This is a genomic window from Bradyrhizobium sp. HKCCYLS20291 (genome assembly GCF_051167715.1).
Taxonomy (GTDB): domain Bacteria; phylum Pseudomonadota; class Alphaproteobacteria; order Rhizobiales; family Xanthobacteraceae; genus Bradyrhizobium.
The window spans coordinates 93,364-109,928 of record NZ_JBNPTO010000017.1; the positions used below are offsets into that span (position 1 = coordinate 93,364).

Here is a 16,565-nt window from a genome sequence, read left to right on the forward strand (position 1 = left end):
CGTCAGGCCTGGGCGGACAGCGGCAGCGCCGGCCGTGCCGTCGCGCGCTTGGCTCTGTCGATCTCTCTGATCAATTCGATGTATTTCTGCCCGACCCGGTCCCAGCCGTAGCTCTGCGCGGTCGCCCGCGCGCCGTCTCGCAGCCGCTGCATCAGCGCCGGATCGGCGAACGCGGCGGCAATCTTGCCCGCGATGTCCTCCGCATCCATATCGATGCGGAAGCCGTTGATGCCGTCGTGCAGATAGTCCTCGATGCCGCCGACCGGCGTGGCGAACACCGGCACCGCGCACGCCATCGCCTCCATGCAGACCAGCGAGAAGGTCTCGTAGCTCGTCGGCAGGACGAAGCCGTCCGCCGCTGCGTAGATCGCCGGCATATCCGAACGCGCCCCCGCGAAGACCAGGCGGTCCTGGGCGTTGTGCGCGAGCTTGCGGTAGGGCGCGGGATTGTCGGAGCCCACGACCAGCAGCCAGACGTCGTCGCCGAGCCGGTCGAGCGCGCCGATGGCGTGCGCCAGTCCCTTGCGGCTGAACTCGTGGCCGACGAACAGCAGTACGCGCGCATGCTGCGGAATGCCGAATTCCTCGCGCACCGCCCTGCCGGCACGCTCGTCGCGGCAGAACCGGTGCAGGTCGATGCCGTTCGAGATGACGTGGATGCGCGACGCCGGCACGTGATAGATGCGCTGCAGCTCGGCCGTCACGCGCTCCGACACCGCGACGAAGGCGCGATAGCGCAGGCCGCCGATCATGAAGCGGTCGCGCAGGCTCACCCACAGATGCATCGGATTGAACAGCCAGCGCCAGGTTCCGGCGGCCCGCTTCTCCGCAAGGCTTTGCGCATTGACGGCGTGAACGATCAGCATGTCGCCTTGCAGGCTGTCGCCATGGCTGATGACGACCGCATCGGGATGACGCGCGAGGGCGCGCGTCGCGGCGAGCGTGAACAGCGGCACGACGATGGCGCGGCCGAGATGACGGAGCACGCCCCGGGTCGGAATCCGCGCGAGCCAAGGCGCGACCCGCTCCACCCTGATCGACTGTTCGAGATTGTCCGCGACCGCGCTCGCCAGCACGACGTTCGATAAACCATTCCGACCGAAAACGCGCGCGAGCTCGATGGCGACGGTTTCAACGCCGCCAGCATTGCTTAATTCTTGAACGACCTGGACGATCTCCAAACTCATCACGAAAATCTACGGGATCAGACATTGCGACTTCGTTCCAATCTGCTGGTCATTAGCATAGCGCTATTAATGTTTAACTCCGTCACGCCTGGCGTTGCCGATGATGTGACAGGAGCTCGCCCGGCGCTGCGTGATCGCATGGGCGGCGGTAATCTGGTCACGCATCTGGCTGGAAAGAGCACGCAGCTCTACCAGGCGCTCCATGGCGTCGGGGCCCGGATGGGCCGGATGGATTCCTATGGCTGGCGTACGCTGGCGCGGTTGCCGACGCCGCATGATTTCGATGCGGCCATGCTGGAGGCGCACAGGAACGGCATCACGCCGCTGATCCTGCTCGAATACGAAGGCAGCTATCAGAGCCTGAATCCGCCGCAGCCGATCGGCTCTTACCAGGACTGGTTCGCCGCAGGGCAGGCGATGGCCAAGCGGTTTCGCCCGGGCGGCGAGTGGGGCCAGGAAAACGGTGTGCCCGACTGGGGCGCGACGATCTTCACCGCGATCAACGAGCCCGACGTGCAGGCGTCGATCCCGCGCAAGGACTATCACGATGCGCTGGCAGGGCTCGCAGACGGCGTCCACAGCGTCGATCCGAAGCTGCGCGTCGTGCCGGGCGGCTTCGCCACCTGCAATTCACACGGCGATGCCACGCTACGTGGCTATGGCCCGGCGATCGCCGATCTGCTCGAGGACGGACGTCTCGACGGCATCGATCTGCATACCTACTACAACGATCGATGGTATCCGATGACCAGGGGACGCGAGTTCTCGGTGCAGACCTGCTTCGATCGCATCAAGCAGGCGATGCGCCTGAGCCGCGAAGTCAATTTCTACACCACCGAGTTCAACGTCGCGCGCGCCGGCGCGTGGGAGAACGAGCAGACCGCAGCCAGATTGTTTCTGAATGCGATCTGGGATCAGCTCGCCGTTGTCGGCAAGGATGGCCGGTCGCCGGTCTCGGTGATCGCGTTTCCTTGGAATCTCGGCGATACGCCTGAGGTCGACGGCCTCGCCTACGCGATGGCCAGCAGCAAGGATCCGTGGGTGCCGGAGGCGCGCAGCGCGGTGCTGAAGACGGTGCTGCAGCTCGCCGGGCACATGAAGATCGTATCGATCGATCGTAAGCTCGCGCTCTATACCCTGAGCGGCGCAGATGCGGACCTGATCGTCTGGCAAAACATCGCCGGCTGGACCGACCGGCCCGGCCGCGCGGTCGAGATCGAACTGCCGCCGTGGGCCCGCAGCATCGAGGTCTGGGGCTGGGACGGATTGCAGCGCCGGATCGACGCCAAGCCGGGGCGGTTCTTCGTCGACGGGCTCAATGCCAATGAGACCTACATGTTTCGTGTGCCACGGTCATGAGCGTTGCGGCGCAGTGCGAATTTTCGTCGAGTGATAGCATCACGATCGCGTCTCGCGCATTCCGTTAACCGGATAGTAATGCCAGAGCGACGTGGTTCACTGCGGAGCGACCTTTTTACGATAATTGCAGCATAACGGATCCAGCCGGCGTCGCGCGCCGGGCAATCATCGGGTGACGCTGGGATGCAGCCGATCAAGAAGCTTGAGGTCGCGAGCGATGCGCCGGCGCCGACGCAGGCGGTCACGGGCGTACGCATTCGCGAGATCGGCGCGGCGGATCTGCCGGCGGTGGCGGCGCTGCTGACCCGCGGCTTCGCCTTCCGCAGCGAGGCCTATTGGTTGCGCGGCCTCGCGCGTCACGCAGCGCGTTCAAGACCGCTGGGCTATCCGGCTTTCGGCTATTGTCTCGATCATGGCGGCGCGCCCGTCGGGGTGATCCTGCTGTTGTTCTCCGCGATCGAGCGCGGCGGCGTGCCGATCATCAGGGCCAACGTCTCGAGCTGGTACGTCGAGCCCGCATTTCGCGCCTTCAGCTCGATGCTCGTCCGGGCGGCGACGCGCGACAAGACGGTGACCTACTTCAACATCACGCCGGCGCCCCACACCTGGCCACAGGTCGAAGCGCAGGGCTTCAAGGTCTACTGCAAGGGCCAGATCTACGCAGCCCCCGTGCTGTCGCGGCGGCGCGCCGGAGTAAAAATCAGCGAGTACTCCGAACGTGAAGCTGCTGGGCTGAGCAGCTACGAGGCCGATCTGCTGCGGCAGCACGCGGGCTGGGGCTGCCTCAGCGTCGTCGCGCGCGAGGCGGACAATGCTTATCCGTTCGTGTTCCAGAAGCATCACGTGAAGAACGTGCTGCCGGTCTATCGTCTGTTATACTGCCGCGATCTCGATGAATTGGTGCGGATGACAGGCAATATCGGAGGGTTCCTGGCGCGGCGCGGCGGCTTGCTGATGCGGCTGGACGCGAACGCGCCGATGGAAGGGCTCATCGGATGGTACTCGGACAAGCGCGGCCGCAAATATGTGAAGGGACCAAATCCGCCAGGTCTCGGCGATCTCGCCTTCACCGAGGCGGCGCTGTTCGATGGCTGAGTTGCTGCGGCCTCGAGGGATCTCGGCTGCCCGCCGTCTGGTTGGCGCTCTCGTTTGCATGTCCGATCGCCGCCGCTGCTGAGGATCTCGACACGACCGAGCCGCCGGACCGGCTGTCGCCGGACAGCGATCTCTCGCGGGAGGCCTGGAAGCAGAAGGTGCTGCAGGCGCGCGAGCGCGCCGAGCAGGCGCGGCGGGATGCCGCCGCCCGGCCGCGGGACCCACTGCTTCCGGCGCCGCCTCCCGAGCAACTCGCAACCGAGCGCGTCCTGAACGATGAGACGCTGCAGGCCGGGGACGTCGTCGCGACGGATCGGGGATTGTTCCTACTCCGCGGCCGCCTGGACGATGGCCGGCTGATCCTGCAGCCGGTGCCGAAGCCGCGATAGGCTCTATTCGGCGTCAAGCCGTTCCAGCGTGATCGGGCCGGAGAGTCCGCTTCCACCGCGCAGCATGCACGCGTCTTGAGGATCGGCGAGATCGGCCTTGGTCAGCGCGCCGGACGCTTCCATGGCGATCTTCAGGCCGATCGGCGAGGTGAGCAAGCCGGCATGGGCCGGCGACAGGCCGGCGATGAGCCCTGCGGCGGCCATGGTCGTGAACAAATGTTTCAGCATCGGAAAAACCCTCCGCTACGTACGTTAGACGAAGGGATTTGAGATCACGCTGATATTGAGCGGCGAATTGCAGTGGTCAACTTCGGGGTGTCTTAACCAATTCGACCGCCACCGTCATCGATCGCATCCTCCCGCACGATGCGGTCGGCCGCGCCCGCAGCGCCGCGCCGTAAATCGCCAGGTGTGACGATCGAGCCACGACGATGTCGCAGGCTGGAAGGCCGCGGCATCGGCTGGGTTTGTGAATAGCGTTTCCCGGCCGCCCGCCGTGATGTTGCGCACTGTGAAGTAGCGCTCATTCGCGTAGAAGCTTCGCCCGAATGTGGCACTCTTCGGACTTATGAATGCCTCATTGCTACCGATGATCACAGATGCGTGTCCTTCAGCGATATTGAACGTTGTTACGAATGGTTATGTTGTTTGCAAATGTTGCTGGCCGATATAGCCCGGCTGGGAAGTCCATGCTTCCGCAGCCGGCTCGCTCGAGGCGGAAGCCGGCGCTTTCGATCGCTTACCGGTCGCCTGTGACTCCGTCGCGCCTGGCGTCGAAACCGCGCCGGACGTCGACCGGTGAGCTGTTCGGCTGAAGGACGGAACCAGTGATTTTGGTGCAACGCAAAATCAGATGCCAAGAGGCGCAGCGTCAAGTTCTAGACGATCGCGACGTGATGCCGCATTCGTTAGCGCTGGTGATCAAACGGGATCGGCGGGCTGCTGATGGTGTTGGTCATTATGTTGTTAATGGTGTCCGAGGTTCACAACGTCGCACTATCCATCACGCGAAGTGTGCGTGGTACTCGTGGATTGGTCGGTTCAAAAACTTAACGGAATGGTTATTTTGGCTGGAGTGTGATAGATTACCGTTTGCAACTTATGGCGGTGACGCGTCAACTGTCGGCCTGATGGGTTGTAGATGATGGGCGTCCGCCGACGACAGGGTCAATGAAAAAGCACTCCTACCAGGAAATCATGCAAAAGCTCGCCCAGGCCGACGAGATGGTCAGGGCTGGCAAGTCACAGGTGGAAATCTGCGACGTGCTCGGGGTGAGCGTCATGACGCTGCACCGCTGGCGCAAGCTGCGGTCGCGCACCCCCGAGCTGCGGCAGGTGCCGGCGATCGAGGCGCCGCTCGAGCCGCCGATGCCATCGGTCCCGGCGACGGTCGCCGACATGCGCCGGACGCTGGATGAGCTGACGGCCGAGAACCGCCGGCTCCGCAAGATCGTCACCGATCTGTTGCTGGAGAAGGCCCGCATCGAGGAGCAGTCCTCGGCGCGCGTGGTGAGCCTCGAGCACCAGAGCCACTGACGAGCGGGTGGCCTTGGCCCGGACCGGCGAGGTCCGCGTGGCTCGATCCGGCGTGTCTGGATACGCCTGCCTCGATATGCTTGGCCTTGCCCTTAATGCGGCGTGAAGCCCCTGCTGGCGTTTTGAGCCAAATTGCACAGTGGCGCCCAACTGCGTCCTAATTCGTATCGGCTAACTCTACTGCATGAGTGCGTGGAGTTGTGCGATGGGACCCAGGTTCAAGTTCTACTCGGTTGTGTTGCTTGCCGTGCTGCTCGGCGTCAGCCAGGCCGCGCAAGCCGCGATCGTCGGCCTGCCGATGAACCTGAAATATCAGTTTGAGCGCATCAAACTCGACGCGCCGGCGCTGCCGCCGATGGCGCACGTCAAGTTCTGCATGACCTATCCGCAGGATTGCCGCTCGACCGGCATGGTGTTTCGCGGCGGCGGCGTCGAGCTGACGGCCGATCGCTACGCCGAGCTCGTGAAGGTCAATGCCGAGGTCAACCGCTCCATCGTCCCGACCCGCAACACCCGCGGCGTCGTGGCCGAGGAGTGGCTGGTGGGTCCGTCTCGCGGTGACTGCAACGACTACGCGGTCACCAAGCGGCATGCCCTGCTGCAGCGCGGCTGGCCGGCCAGGGCGCTGCTTCTGGCAGAGGTCGTGACCAGCTGGGGCGAGCATCATCTGGTGCTGGTGGTGCGCACCCGCTCGGGCGACCTGGTGGTCGACAATCTCAATGCCAACGTTCGTCCGTGGGCGAAGGCCAATTATCGGTGGGTCCGGGTGCAGTCCCCGTCCAACCCGCGCTATTGGTCGAGCGTCGCGGGATCGGCCGCCTGAAGGCGGCGCGAGGTCAGGCCTCTGCCGACCGGCGTTGCGCGAGACCGATGCCGATTACCATGGCCATTACGACCTGCGGGGCCGCGAGCGCCGGCCCGGCAGTCCAGGCGCTTCCTACGATCGCGACCAGTACACTGGCTGCGGCTGATGCCGCGTAATGGCGATCGCGGCCGCGCCGTGCCGCACCGGCCAGCAGCTTCAGGGCGAGAAACGTTGCGCCTGCGAGCAAGGCAAGCCATCCGACCGGCCCGTCCTCCACATAGATCCTGAGCGCCGCGGTCGGCACGTTCGACGTTTCCGCGCCACCTCCATAGAGCTCCGCAAGCCGGTCGAAGCTGCCGTCCCCCGCTCCCAGCAGCAGCGTGTCGGCCAGCATCCGCTGAGTGTCCGCGGCCTGCATGGTGCGCTCCGGCCGCGGGGCCGAAGCCAGGACCGCGCCTGCGCCGCGGCTGGGCGCCAAGATCGCAGTGCCCGCCAGCACGGTGACGAGCAGGCTGATGACGGCCGCCGTCCGGGTGCCGAACCGCGGCAGCTTCAGGCGCGTCGCCACCACGCAGATGGCGGCGCCAGCAATGGTCGTGACCAGCCCCGCCAAGCTCGGACCGATCGCCAGCGCTGCGACGCCAGCCAAAGCCGTCGCGCCCGCGACGACGAGATTGATCCGCATGGACTGAGCTGAGGAGCGCGCCTGGGCGCGTCCCTGAGTGGCGGCACCGAGCGCGGTGGCCATGATGATGCAGAGGCTACCCAAGAACTCCGCCGCGAAGCCGATGTCGGCCGCGATCAGGCCAAGCCAGCCGCCCGCGATCAGCAGCGCCACCGTCAGCGCGGCCGAGAGGCAGGCCGCCCGATAGAGCTGAGAGGCCTGGGTCCTGTCGGCAGCGACAAGCGCAGTCGTCGCGGTGAAGGCGAGCAGGGCGGCGATCTTCGTCAGGCTCGCCAAGGTCGCGGCCGGATCGAGACTGATCGAGCGGCCGATGTCGTCGATCTGCAGCGCCTGTGCGGTCAGATCCCAGATCGGCGAGGCCAGGCTTGATGGCGCCCACGGCAATAGCTGCAACACCGGAATGGCGAGCAGCACGATGGCGCCGGGAAGCGCCGGCCGGCAACTGGTCCATGCCCGTCCCAGGGCCGAGCCGCTGGCGCTGAGCAGCGCGACGAGGCCGAGCGCGGCGGCCGCCGCGACGAAGCCCCAGCCGGCCAGGCGGTCGAGCAGCAGCGCTGGCGCGAGGCAGGCGAGCACAAGGAGCGCTCTTTGGGTGAGGATCACGTCAGTTCATCTTCTCATCGGACCGATTTTCAGCAACCGGTCGACCAAAGGGAGCGCTTTGCCACAATCTCGCGGAGGTGGTGGCGCAGCGGAGGCTCGCGGCGTCCCGGCGGGAGCTTCACAAACCGCCGCGCGCCACTGGGAGCTGAGCCCGGACGATGCGCGCGCCGAAAGAATTTCGTCTTCACTAACAAGCTGTTAAGGCCGCTGTGGTGATTCTGCAACGATTGGTCTGTTAATAACAGTCGGGCGGCTCCTCGCGGCCGCGATATCTGTTCAGTTGCCGCAGGGCATGTTACCGCTAGCATGTTTTTGGGGGTTTGATGTCCATTTTGGGGCTGATGCGTTGGGGGGTGGTCGCAACCGTGGCAGCGTTGTCCGCGGCCTGCTCCATCATGCCGGCCAGCGGTCCCAACCAGGACGCCGTCCGGTCGTCGGAAGCCGGCAGTGAAGAGAGCCTCCCTTACGCCCTGATCAAGGTCAATCCGGAGGTCGAGCGCGTGCTTGCCTCCTTTGCGCCGCGGCTGACCGATTCCGCCACGCAGGCATTCAAGCGGGCGCCGACCGAAATCCGCTTCGGCATCGGCGACGTGGTGAGCGTCACGATCTTCGAGGCCGCGGCCGGCGGTCTGTTCATTCCGATCGAGGCCGGCGTGCGGCCCGGCAACTACGTCACGATTCCGAACCAGAACGTCGACAACAACGGCTTCATCTCGGTGCCTTACGCGGGTGCGATCCGCGCCAAGGGCCGGACGCCGGCGGAAGTCCAGCAGGCCATCGTCGAGTCGCTGAAGAACCGCGCGATCGAGCCGCAGGCCGTGGTGACGCTGGTCGAGCAGCGGACGTCGCTGATCAGCGTACTCGGTGAGGTCAACGCGCCGTCGCGCTTCCCGGCCAATGCGGCCGGCGAGCGCATGCTGGACGCCATCACCCGCGCCGGCGGTCCGAAGGGCCAGGGCTTCGACACCTGGGTCATGCTGGAGCGCGGCGGACGGCGCACGACGATCCCGTTCGGCCAGCTCGTCTATGAGCCGACCAACAACATCTACATCCAGCCCAACGACACCATTTACGTCTACCGCGAGCCGCAGACCTTCGTCGCCTTCGGTGCGTCGGGTGCGCAGGGCCAGTTCAACTTCGACGCCTGGCGCATTTCGCTGGCCGAAGGTGTCGCCAAGGCGGGCGGCCTGAACGACTCGGCTGCCGATCCGGCCGCCGTCTTCCTCTATCGCGGTGAAAGCCGCGAGGTCGCCGAGCAGCTCGGTGTCGACACCCGCCGTTTCCCCGGACCGGTCGTGCCCGTGATCTACAACGTGAACTTCCGCGACCCCAGCAGCTACTTCATGGCCACCAAGTTTCAGGTCCGCAACAAGGACGTCGTCTACATCTCGAACGCGCAGTCGGTCGAATCCGCCAAGATCATGCAGTACATCCGGCTGGTGACGGCGACGGTCAACGATCCGATCGTGGCTGCTGCCAACGCGACGACCCTGCGGGCGGCGATCAAGACGGCGCCCTGATCCGTCCGCGGCCGGCGCCATGTCCGCCGCGAGCGCGACTCCTCGCGTGAGTTCGTCCGGCAAGCCCGCCCTCGACGCGGACGAGACCAATCGCGTCGCGTGCTGGCTGCTCGCCGCGACCGTTGCGCTCGCGCCTCTGCCCTATGCCGGCACCGACCCGAGCGCGCTCGCCGTTCTGCTCGCGCTGCTCGGATTTGCCGTGCTGCTGTCGCGGCGGCAGGCGTCGCGGCCAGGCGATCGGCTGCTGATTGCGCTGGCGGTCCTCATCGTCGCTCTCTACGCCCTCGTTCTGCACGAGCAGATCAGCCTGCAGCCCTGGTTCGGCGGCCGGCCCGACCCGGTCTGGGCCCAGATGTGGCGGCTCGTCGGCGGCGATCCTGCCGCGCCGCTGGCCCTGGTCCGAGATCAGCCGCTGTTCGCACTGGGCGCGCCGCTTGCCTGCTTGACCGTCTTGGCCTGTTCCTTCTTCGTGGCCGGCTCGCCGGCACAAGCCGAGTTTCTGCTCAAGACCGTCGCGTGGTCTGGCCTCGCCTATGCCGTCTACGGCCTCGCTGCCTATCTCATCGATCCCTCCGTGGTGCTGCTGCGTGACAAGGTGCAGGACCGCAACGTCCTCAATGCCACCTTTCCGAACCGCAACACCGCTGCGCTGTATTTCGGCTGCTGTGCCGTGGTCTGGGGATTGCTGTTGCTGCGCCGTCTGATCGCGCGAGGCGCCTTCGCGGCGGGCTGGTCATCACTTCGCAGCGTGACCTGGGACCGCAAGCTCGGCCTTTCGGCTGCGGGCGCGGCGGTCTGCATGATCTGCGTCCTTCTGACCGGATCGCGGGCGGGTCTCGCCATCTCGCTGGCGGGAGGCGTCGGGGCCGTTGTCCTCATGCTGCGCCGGCAGTTGCCATCCTGGCGCAGCCTTCTATGGGGCCTCGTGCCGGCGCTGGTGCTGATCATCCTTGCGCTCGCCGTGCTCGGCGGCCAGGTCACCGAGCGGATCGGGGCCCATGGCCTGAGCGGCGGTGGACGGTGGGAGACCTATGTCTCGACCTGGCGGATGATTGGCGATCACCCCTGGCTCGGATCCGGCCTGGGGTCCTTCCGCTACGTGTTTCCGCACTATCGCGGTCCGGAGCCCTCCATCTGGGGCGTCTGGGACCGGGCCCATAGCACGCCGCTCGAATTGGCCGCGGAGCTCGGCTTGCCGCTCGCCATGGCCGTCTGCCTGGCCTGGATCGTGATCTTCGCGATGCTGGCAGGTGCCTCGCTCCAGCGCCGCTCCGGGGCGATCTTCCCGATCGCCGGCCTGGTCTGCGGCGCCATGGCGGTCGCGCATTCGCTGATCGACTATTCGTTGCAGATTCCGGGACTTGCCATTCCGGTGCTGAGCCTGGTCGGCGTCGGACTGGCGCAGCGCCGTCGCGGCGAGGGCGCCCGTGGAGCGCGGGGCATCAAGGTTAATTCTTTAGGCCGAATGTGAGGATGCTGCGCCCCAGCGGTGCGCCTTTGCCTGCGCACATGAGGCATGTTATGACGTGGTAAGTTATGGATATGTTAGGTTTCTGTGAAGGAGGCGAGCGTGCAAAGCCTGAAGTCCTCGATCGTTGCGGCCGCGTCCCTGGCGCTCGTCTCGGCTGCGCTCACTGCTGCGGTGCTGCCCGCGCCCGCTGCAGCCCAGCAGCAGACGATTTCGCAGCGTTTCCTGGCCAATCCGGGACAGGTCCTGTCGCAATATCCAGAGGGCGGCACGGCGATGGTCTCGCTTCTGCGTGAGGTCGCGATCGCAGATCCGGGCAGCCTGAATGCGATCCTCGGTCTCGTGCCGAACGCCAGCAAGGCGCAGAAGACCGCGATCGGCAACGCGCTCGGCCAGGCCGCCAAGGTGGTCGTGAAGACCAATCAGGCCTATGCCAACCAGATCCTGCAGGCGATCGCCGAAACCAAGGATCAGGATGTGTTCGTGGCCTATTCGGGCGGCGCGAACGATCAGGGCACCGCTGCGACCGGTGGCGGCGGCGCGGGCGCCGGCGGCGCCGTCGGCGGCCAGACCAACACCCTCGGCGGCACGCCGACCAGCACCGGTTCGGCGCAGGGGATCGGCGGCGGCAGCACGCCGACGGGCAATTTCACCTACAACCCGTCGACGACCGGCACCGGCTCCACGACCGGCACCGGCACGACGACCACGTTCACGATTTCGACGACGACGTCTCCGTAAGCGGCGCTGCGCCTGCAGTTGCGTGCGACGGCTCTGAACCTCGGATCAATTTCCGCTGCGCGCTCGCCCGCGAGCGGGGCGACATGATGCAAGCAGGGCGCGGAGCCGGAGCAACCCATGCGGCAGGATGCCGAACTGGACGGGCAGTCCGCGGGCGACGAATTGCGAGTGCGTGATGAACGTTCTTCCTGATCTCGATCGCATCGTCCCGACCGTCGCGCGAGCGGCCGCGGAGCAGGTCGTGTCGTCTGCAGAAATGCTGACGAACCTGAGCGGCTTCCTGCGTCGCCAATACCAGTTCATTCTCGTCGTCTTCGCGATCTGCCTCTGTCTCGGCGCCGGCTACTTCGTAGCGACACCATCGACCTATACGGCAACCGCGAGCCTGATCATCGACAGCCGCAAGAACCAGCTGTTTCAGCAGCAGTCGGTGCTCGGCGACATCCCGATCGACAGCGCCTCGGTCGAGAGCCAGGTGCAGATCATCAAGTCGGAGACCATCGCGCTCGCAGTCATCAAGGACCTGCGCCTGACGGACGATCCGGAGTTCGCGGGATCGCCCGGCCTGATCACCCTGGTCGCCGGATGGATCGGCGACCTGTTCGGGAGCGATCGGAGCCGATCCGAATTCGACAAGCTGCGGCGCACGACGGAGAACTTCGCCAACAGCCTGACGGTGCGCCGCGTCGGCCTCACCTACATCATCGAGATCGGCTTTCGCTCGTTGTCGCCGGACCGCGCCGCGCAGATCGCCAATACGGTTGCCGATGCCTATGTGGTCGATCAGCTCGATGCCAAGTACAAGGCGACCAAGCGCGCGACGTCGTGGCTGCAGGACCGCATCAAGGAGCTGCGCGAGCAGGCGTCGGCCGCCGAGCGGGCGGTGGTCATGTTCAAGGCGCAGAACAACATCGTCGAATCCGGCGGCCGGCTGATGAACGAGCAGCAGCTGGCGGAGCTCAACAGCCAGCTGGTGGTCGCCAAGACGCAGGTGTCGGAAGCCAAGGCTCGGCTCGACCGCATCGAAGCCGTGCTGCTGGCCGACAATCCCGAATCGACCGTGGACGGCACCGTCGCGGATACGCTGAACAGCCAGGTCGTGTCCAAGCTGCGGTCGCAATATCTCGATCTGGCCACGCGCGAAGCGGACTGGTCGGCACGCTATGGCCGCAATCATCTTGCCGCCGTCAACCTGCGCAACCAGATGCAGGGCATCCGCAGCTCGATCATGGACGAGCTGCGGCGGCTCGGCGAATCCTACAAGAGCGACCTCGAGATCGCGACGCAGCGCGCCGCCAGCATCGAGAAGCAGGTCGACCAGGCGGTCTCGGCGTCGCGGGTCACCAACGAGGCGCAGGTCTCGCTGCGTGACCTCGAAAGCAAGTCCCAGAGCTATCGCGCACTGCACGACAACTTCCTGCAGCGCTACATGGAGTCGGTGCAGCAGCAATCGTTCCCGATCACCGAGGCGCGCGTCATCACCCAGGCGGCGCGGCCGCTGAAGCCGAGCGCGCCGCGGCTGGGCATCGTGTTGTCGATCGCCGGCGCCGCAGGCCTGTTGTTCGGTTTCGGACTGGGACGTCTGCGTGACATGTCCGACCGCGTGTTCCGCACCACGGACGAGGTCGAGACGCAGCTGCAGGCGCATTGCCTCGCCATCCTGCCGAAGATCGAGCCGCAGCTGAGCCTGCCGGCGCCGCCGCCCGGGCAGCGCGGGCCACGGCAGGTGGTGCCGGACGGCGGGCTGTATTGGCACGTGGTGCACAATCCGTTCTCCGGCTTCACGGAATCGGTTCGGGCGATCAAGGTCGCGGCGGATATCGCTGCGCGCAGTGGCGGCGGCCGCGTGATCGGCTTCACCTCGTCGCTTCCGAACGAGGGCAAGTCGACGGTGGCGGCCGGTTTCGCCGAGCTGCTGGCGCAGAGCGGCGCGCGGACCATCTTGATCGACGGCGATCTGCGCAACCCGTCGCTGACGCGCGGGCTGATGCCTGCCGCCGAGTGCGGCGTGCTCGAGGTGCTCTCCGGCAAGCGCGACATGTCGCAGGTGCTGTGGCGCGAGCCCGCGACCGGGCTCGATCTGCTGCCGGCCGTGATCCCGTCGCGCCACGCCCAGACCAGCGAGGTGCTGGCATCCGCGGTGATGCGCAACCTCATCGACGATTTGCGCAAGCGCTACGACTATGTCGTCGTCGACCTCTCGCCGCTCGCGCCCGTCGTCGACGTCCGCACCACCAGCGACCTGATCGATTCCTACGTGTTCGTCGTCGAATGGGGACGCACCAAGATCGACGTCGTGCAGCACGCGATGAACTCCGCGCGACATCTGCGCGAGCAGCTCCTGGGCGTGGTCCTGAACAAGGCCGAGCTCAAGCTCATGTCGCGCTACGGCTACGGCGGTTATTACCGCAACGATTATTATCGCCGCTATGGATACTCAGACTAAATGACGGTCCCCGGCCTCGATCGCGCCGGTCCGATCGGTCTGGCCATCGTCGTACTGGCCTGGGTCGCCCTCACCTTGCCGGCCTTCTGGCGGTCGGCCGATGCGGAGCGGATCGCGACCCAGATCGTCGGCGGGCGCGCCTTTCAGCTCGAACCCGCAAGCCGGGCGCTGGCCGGCATCGGCGATGGCGGCCCGCTCGGTCTGTGCCAGCCGGCCGCCGTCCGCGCCAAGGCCATCCTGCGCCTCTATCTGTACGAGGACGCCGCCTCGGCGCAGCGCAACGACGAGGCGGCGCAACTGCTCACGACGCTGCGCAGCGACCTGCGCGCGGCGCTTCGCTGCATTCCGACCGATGGCTATCTGTGGCTGCTGCTGTTCTCGATGGACAGCCGCGGCTCGGATGTGGCGCCGGCTCATCTGGATGATCTCAGGATGTCCTATGCGGTTGCGCCGCATGAGGGCTGGATCGCGCTCAAACGCAACCCGGTGGCGCTCGGCAGCTTCACGGCGCTGGACCCAGGCCTCGCGCGCCTGGCCGTGAACGAGTACGCCGAGCTGGTCCAGAACGGGCTCTATGACGAAGCGGCGTCGATTTATGCCGCGGTCGGTGCCGAGGCGCGGATCGCCGTGCTGGTGCGGCTGATCGAGGTTGCGCAAGTCCATCGCGAGCGGCTGTCGCGGGCGATGGATGCGGTGCTGCCCGGAGTGCCCATTCCCGGCGTCGACCGGAGCGACGATCAGCCATGGAAGCGCTAGCCGACGAGCCCTGCAGCGCGGTTCTGGTGGTGGCGCATCAGTTCGCGCTCGGCTTCGGGGGCGTACCGGAAAGCATCCTGCTGTTGGCACGCGTGCTGCGCGCCGAAGGAATTCGGCTGGATGTCCTGAGCCGGGATGGTTTCGTCGAGAACGCTGGCAGCCTGTCGGCGCTGCCGATGCGCGCGGATCGGCCCTCGCGCGGGCCGCTCGATCTGTCGCGCTATCGCGCATTGTTCGTGGCCGGAGCCTGGAATCCGGCGGCGCTGCTGATCGCGGTGCGGGCACGCCGGCGCGGTCTGCGCGTCGTCTACAGTCCGAAGGGCAATCTGGCGCGGGCAGAATTCAAGCGGCCGCGCGACCTCAAGAAGTTTCCCTATCTCGCGACCGCCGAGATGGCGCTGATGGCGCTCGCCGACCGGATCATCTATTCGTCCAATCTCGAACGGCAGCACTCGATGCTGTCGTCGCTGTTCGCCGCCAAGTCGACCGTCATTCCGGAGCCCTTCCTCGGGCCCGAACTGTCCGGAGCACGACCGCCCTCCGCGGGACCCGTGCGCTTCGGCTTCATGGCCGAGATCGCGCCGCGAAAGGGCCTGGCGGAACTCGTCGAGGCATTCTCGACATGGCAGCGGCGGGATCAACCCGATGCGGAACTTCACATTGCCGGCGAACCCCGTCCGGCCTCCGAGCGGTATGTCGCGGGCATCCGACGGGCCTGCGAGCCCGAAACGCAGCAAGGGCGCGTCATCTGGCGCGGGCCGCTGCGGGGCCCCGCCCGCGACCGCTTCTACGACGAGATCGACTTCTTCGTGTGCCCGACCCGGTTCGAGTCGTTTGGCCTCACCCCGCTGGAAGCGTTATGGCATGGCACCCCTGTTATGGTTACCCATCGCGTGGGAGTGTTAGAGTTTATATCAGATGCGAATTGTGTGTTAAGCTTGGCGACTGGGAGCCCGTCCGAAATCCTGACCGGGCTGAGGCGGGGAATGAGGGGCCGGGATGGGTATGTTACCGCAGCGAGTGGATGGCGATCTCGCCCCAGCGCGCGCCTATCGGGGCGTGACATCGCCGCAGCCTTTGCCCAGGAGTTCGGTTGCGGACCGCAGCGTCCGCATCGCTAGCCCGGTCATCGAAGCGTTTCCCGAGGCGACCACGGTCGCCGTCGTCATCGTGAACTACTTCAAGGCCGAGCGGCTCATGCAATGCGTGCGCAGCCTCGCTCGCCAGACGGGTCCGCAGAAGCTGACGGTTGCCGTGGTCGAGAATTCGGCCGACGCCGACCAGCACCGCCGGCTCGCGCTGGCTGCGGCCGAGCAGGCGTTCGTGCTGGTCGATCCGAAGCACAATCTCGGCTACACGAAGGGCTGCAATCTGGGTGTCCGCAGCCTGGCGCCCACCGACTTCGTCGTGTTGTGCAATCCGGACATCATCTGGGACGAGCCCGGCAGCATCGACCGGCTGATCGCGATCGCCGCGTCGGATCCGTCCATCGGGGTGCTCGCCCCCATGCAGCTGAGCGACGATGGCGAGCTGGTCGAGACCGCGCGTCGATTCCCGACGCTGCTGCACCAACTGAAGCGGCGGCTTTGGCCGGAGCGCGGTAACGAAATTCACCTGATCGATCCGCTCGCGGACGGCAGGACCGATCTCATCGACGTCGACTGGCTGCAGTCGTCCTGTGTGCTGATTCGGCGCTCGCTGTGGGACCGGCTCGGCGGCCTCGATCAGCGCTATTTCCTGTTCATGTCCGATGTCGAGCTCGGACGGGCGACATGGGATGCCGGCATGCGGGTGTGCCTGACATCCTCGGTGCGGGTCAGGGCGGATGGCAAGCGGGCCAGCGCCGGGGCGTTTCGCGCGCTCCTGACCAGCCGAACCCAGCGCAGCCATTTGCGCGATGCCATCCGCTATTACCTGACGAATGGCTTCCGTTCCGGGCGGCGGCCGCAGCTGCCGCGCGCATCGTCGTAGCAGC

15 protein-coding genes are annotated in these 16,565 nt (G+C 66.2%); 12 read left to right on the forward strand and 3 right to left on the reverse strand.

Annotated elements, in window-relative coordinates; genetic code table 11:
* Positions 1-2: 2 nt before the first annotated feature.
* On the reverse strand, positions 3-1,187 hold the full coding sequence (locus tag ACQR07_RS29505; RefSeq protein WP_434905595.1) for a glycosyltransferase family 4 protein: 1,185 nt from the start codon (positions 1,185-1,187) through the stop codon (positions 3-5).
* 138 nt (positions 1,188-1,325) lie between these two features.
* Here ACQR07_RS29505 and ACQR07_RS29510 point away from each other — a divergent pair, with 138 nt between their 5' ends.
* From ACQR07_RS29510 to ACQR07_RS29520, 3 genes are all read left to right on the forward strand, one after another.
* Positions 1,326-2,546, forward strand: a complete 1,221-nt coding sequence (locus ACQR07_RS29510; protein ID WP_434905657.1) for a hypothetical protein — start codon at positions 1,326-1,328, stop codon at positions 2,544-2,546.
* 183 nt (positions 2,547-2,729) lie between these two features.
* Positions 2,730-3,641: an acyl-CoA acyltransferase gene (locus ACQR07_RS29515; RefSeq protein ID WP_434905596.1), complete on the forward strand. Its 912-nt coding sequence runs from the start codon at positions 2,730-2,732 to the stop codon at positions 3,639-3,641.
* A gap of 41 nt (positions 3,642-3,682) precedes the next feature.
* Positions 3,683-4,030 carry a hypothetical protein gene (locus tag ACQR07_RS29520; protein WP_434905597.1) on the forward strand — a complete coding sequence of 116 codons (348 nt, stop codon included), beginning with the start codon at positions 3,683-3,685 and terminating at the stop codon, positions 4,028-4,030.
* A 3-nt stretch (positions 4,031-4,033) separates the two neighbouring features.
* Here ACQR07_RS29520 and ACQR07_RS29525 read toward each other — a convergent pair whose 3' ends face one another.
* Positions 4,034-4,258, reverse strand: a complete 225-nt coding sequence (locus ACQR07_RS29525; RefSeq protein ID WP_434905598.1) for a hypothetical protein — start codon at positions 4,256-4,258, stop codon at positions 4,034-4,036.
* Positions 4,259-5,227: 969 nt separating this feature from the next.
* Between ACQR07_RS29525 and ACQR07_RS29530 the strand changes: the two genes are divergently transcribed.
* Positions 5,228-5,566 (forward strand): helix-turn-helix domain-containing protein, encoded by a 339-nt coding sequence (locus ACQR07_RS29530; protein ID WP_434905599.1) that lies wholly within the window; start codon positions 5,228-5,230, stop codon positions 5,564-5,566.
* 205 nt (positions 5,567-5,771) lie between these two features.
* Positions 5,772-6,389 carry a transglutaminase-like cysteine peptidase gene (locus tag ACQR07_RS29535; RefSeq protein WP_434905600.1) on the forward strand — a complete coding sequence of 206 codons (618 nt, stop codon included), beginning with the start codon at positions 5,772-5,774 and terminating at the stop codon, positions 6,387-6,389.
* Between the two features lie 13 nt (positions 6,390-6,402).
* Here the strand turns inward: ACQR07_RS29535 and ACQR07_RS29540 are convergent, their stop codons facing one another.
* Positions 6,403-7,659: a hypothetical protein gene (locus ACQR07_RS29540; RefSeq protein WP_434905601.1), complete on the reverse strand. Its 1,257-nt coding sequence runs from the start codon at positions 7,657-7,659 to the stop codon at positions 6,403-6,405.
* A gap of 323 nt (positions 7,660-7,982) precedes the next feature.
* Here ACQR07_RS29540 and ACQR07_RS29545 point away from each other — a divergent pair, with 323 nt between their 5' ends.
* The 7 genes from ACQR07_RS29545 (at position 7,983) to ACQR07_RS29575 (ending at position 16,561) form a co-directional block, all read left to right on the forward strand.
* Positions 7,983-9,179 (forward strand): polysaccharide biosynthesis/export family protein, encoded by a 1,197-nt coding sequence (locus ACQR07_RS29545; RefSeq protein ID WP_434905602.1) that lies wholly within the window; start codon positions 7,983-7,985, stop codon positions 9,177-9,179.
* 46 nt (positions 9,180-9,225) lie between these two features.
* Entirely contained in the window at positions 9,226-10,650 is a 1,425-nt protein-coding gene (locus ACQR07_RS29550; RefSeq protein ID WP_434905603.1) for an O-antigen ligase family protein, read from the forward strand.
* Between the two features lie 99 nt (positions 10,651-10,749).
* On the forward strand, positions 10,750-11,388 hold the full coding sequence (locus ACQR07_RS29555; RefSeq protein ID WP_434905604.1) for a hypothetical protein: 639 nt from the start codon (positions 10,750-10,752) through the stop codon (positions 11,386-11,388).
* Positions 11,389-11,563: 175 nt separating this feature from the next.
* Positions 11,564-13,834, forward strand: coding sequence for a polysaccharide biosynthesis tyrosine autokinase (locus ACQR07_RS29560; protein ID WP_434905605.1), 2,271 nt, complete (start codon positions 11,564-11,566; stop codon positions 13,832-13,834).
* The gene (locus ACQR07_RS29565) at positions 13,835-14,590 is read left to right on the forward strand and encodes a hypothetical protein (protein WP_434905606.1); all 756 of its coding nucleotides are present in this window, start codon (positions 13,835-13,837) and stop codon (positions 14,588-14,590) included.
* Positions 14,578-15,711, forward strand: a complete 1,134-nt coding sequence (locus ACQR07_RS29570; RefSeq protein ID WP_434905607.1) for a glycosyltransferase family 4 protein — start codon at positions 14,578-14,580, stop codon at positions 15,709-15,711. Before ACQR07_RS29565 ends, ACQR07_RS29570 begins: the two co-directional genes overlap by 13 nt.
* Positions 15,668-16,561 (forward strand): glycosyltransferase, encoded by an 894-nt coding sequence (locus ACQR07_RS29575; protein ID WP_434905608.1) that lies wholly within the window; start codon positions 15,668-15,670, stop codon positions 16,559-16,561. Before ACQR07_RS29570 ends, ACQR07_RS29575 begins: the two co-directional genes overlap by 44 nt.
* Positions 16,562-16,565: the final 4 nt, after the last annotated feature.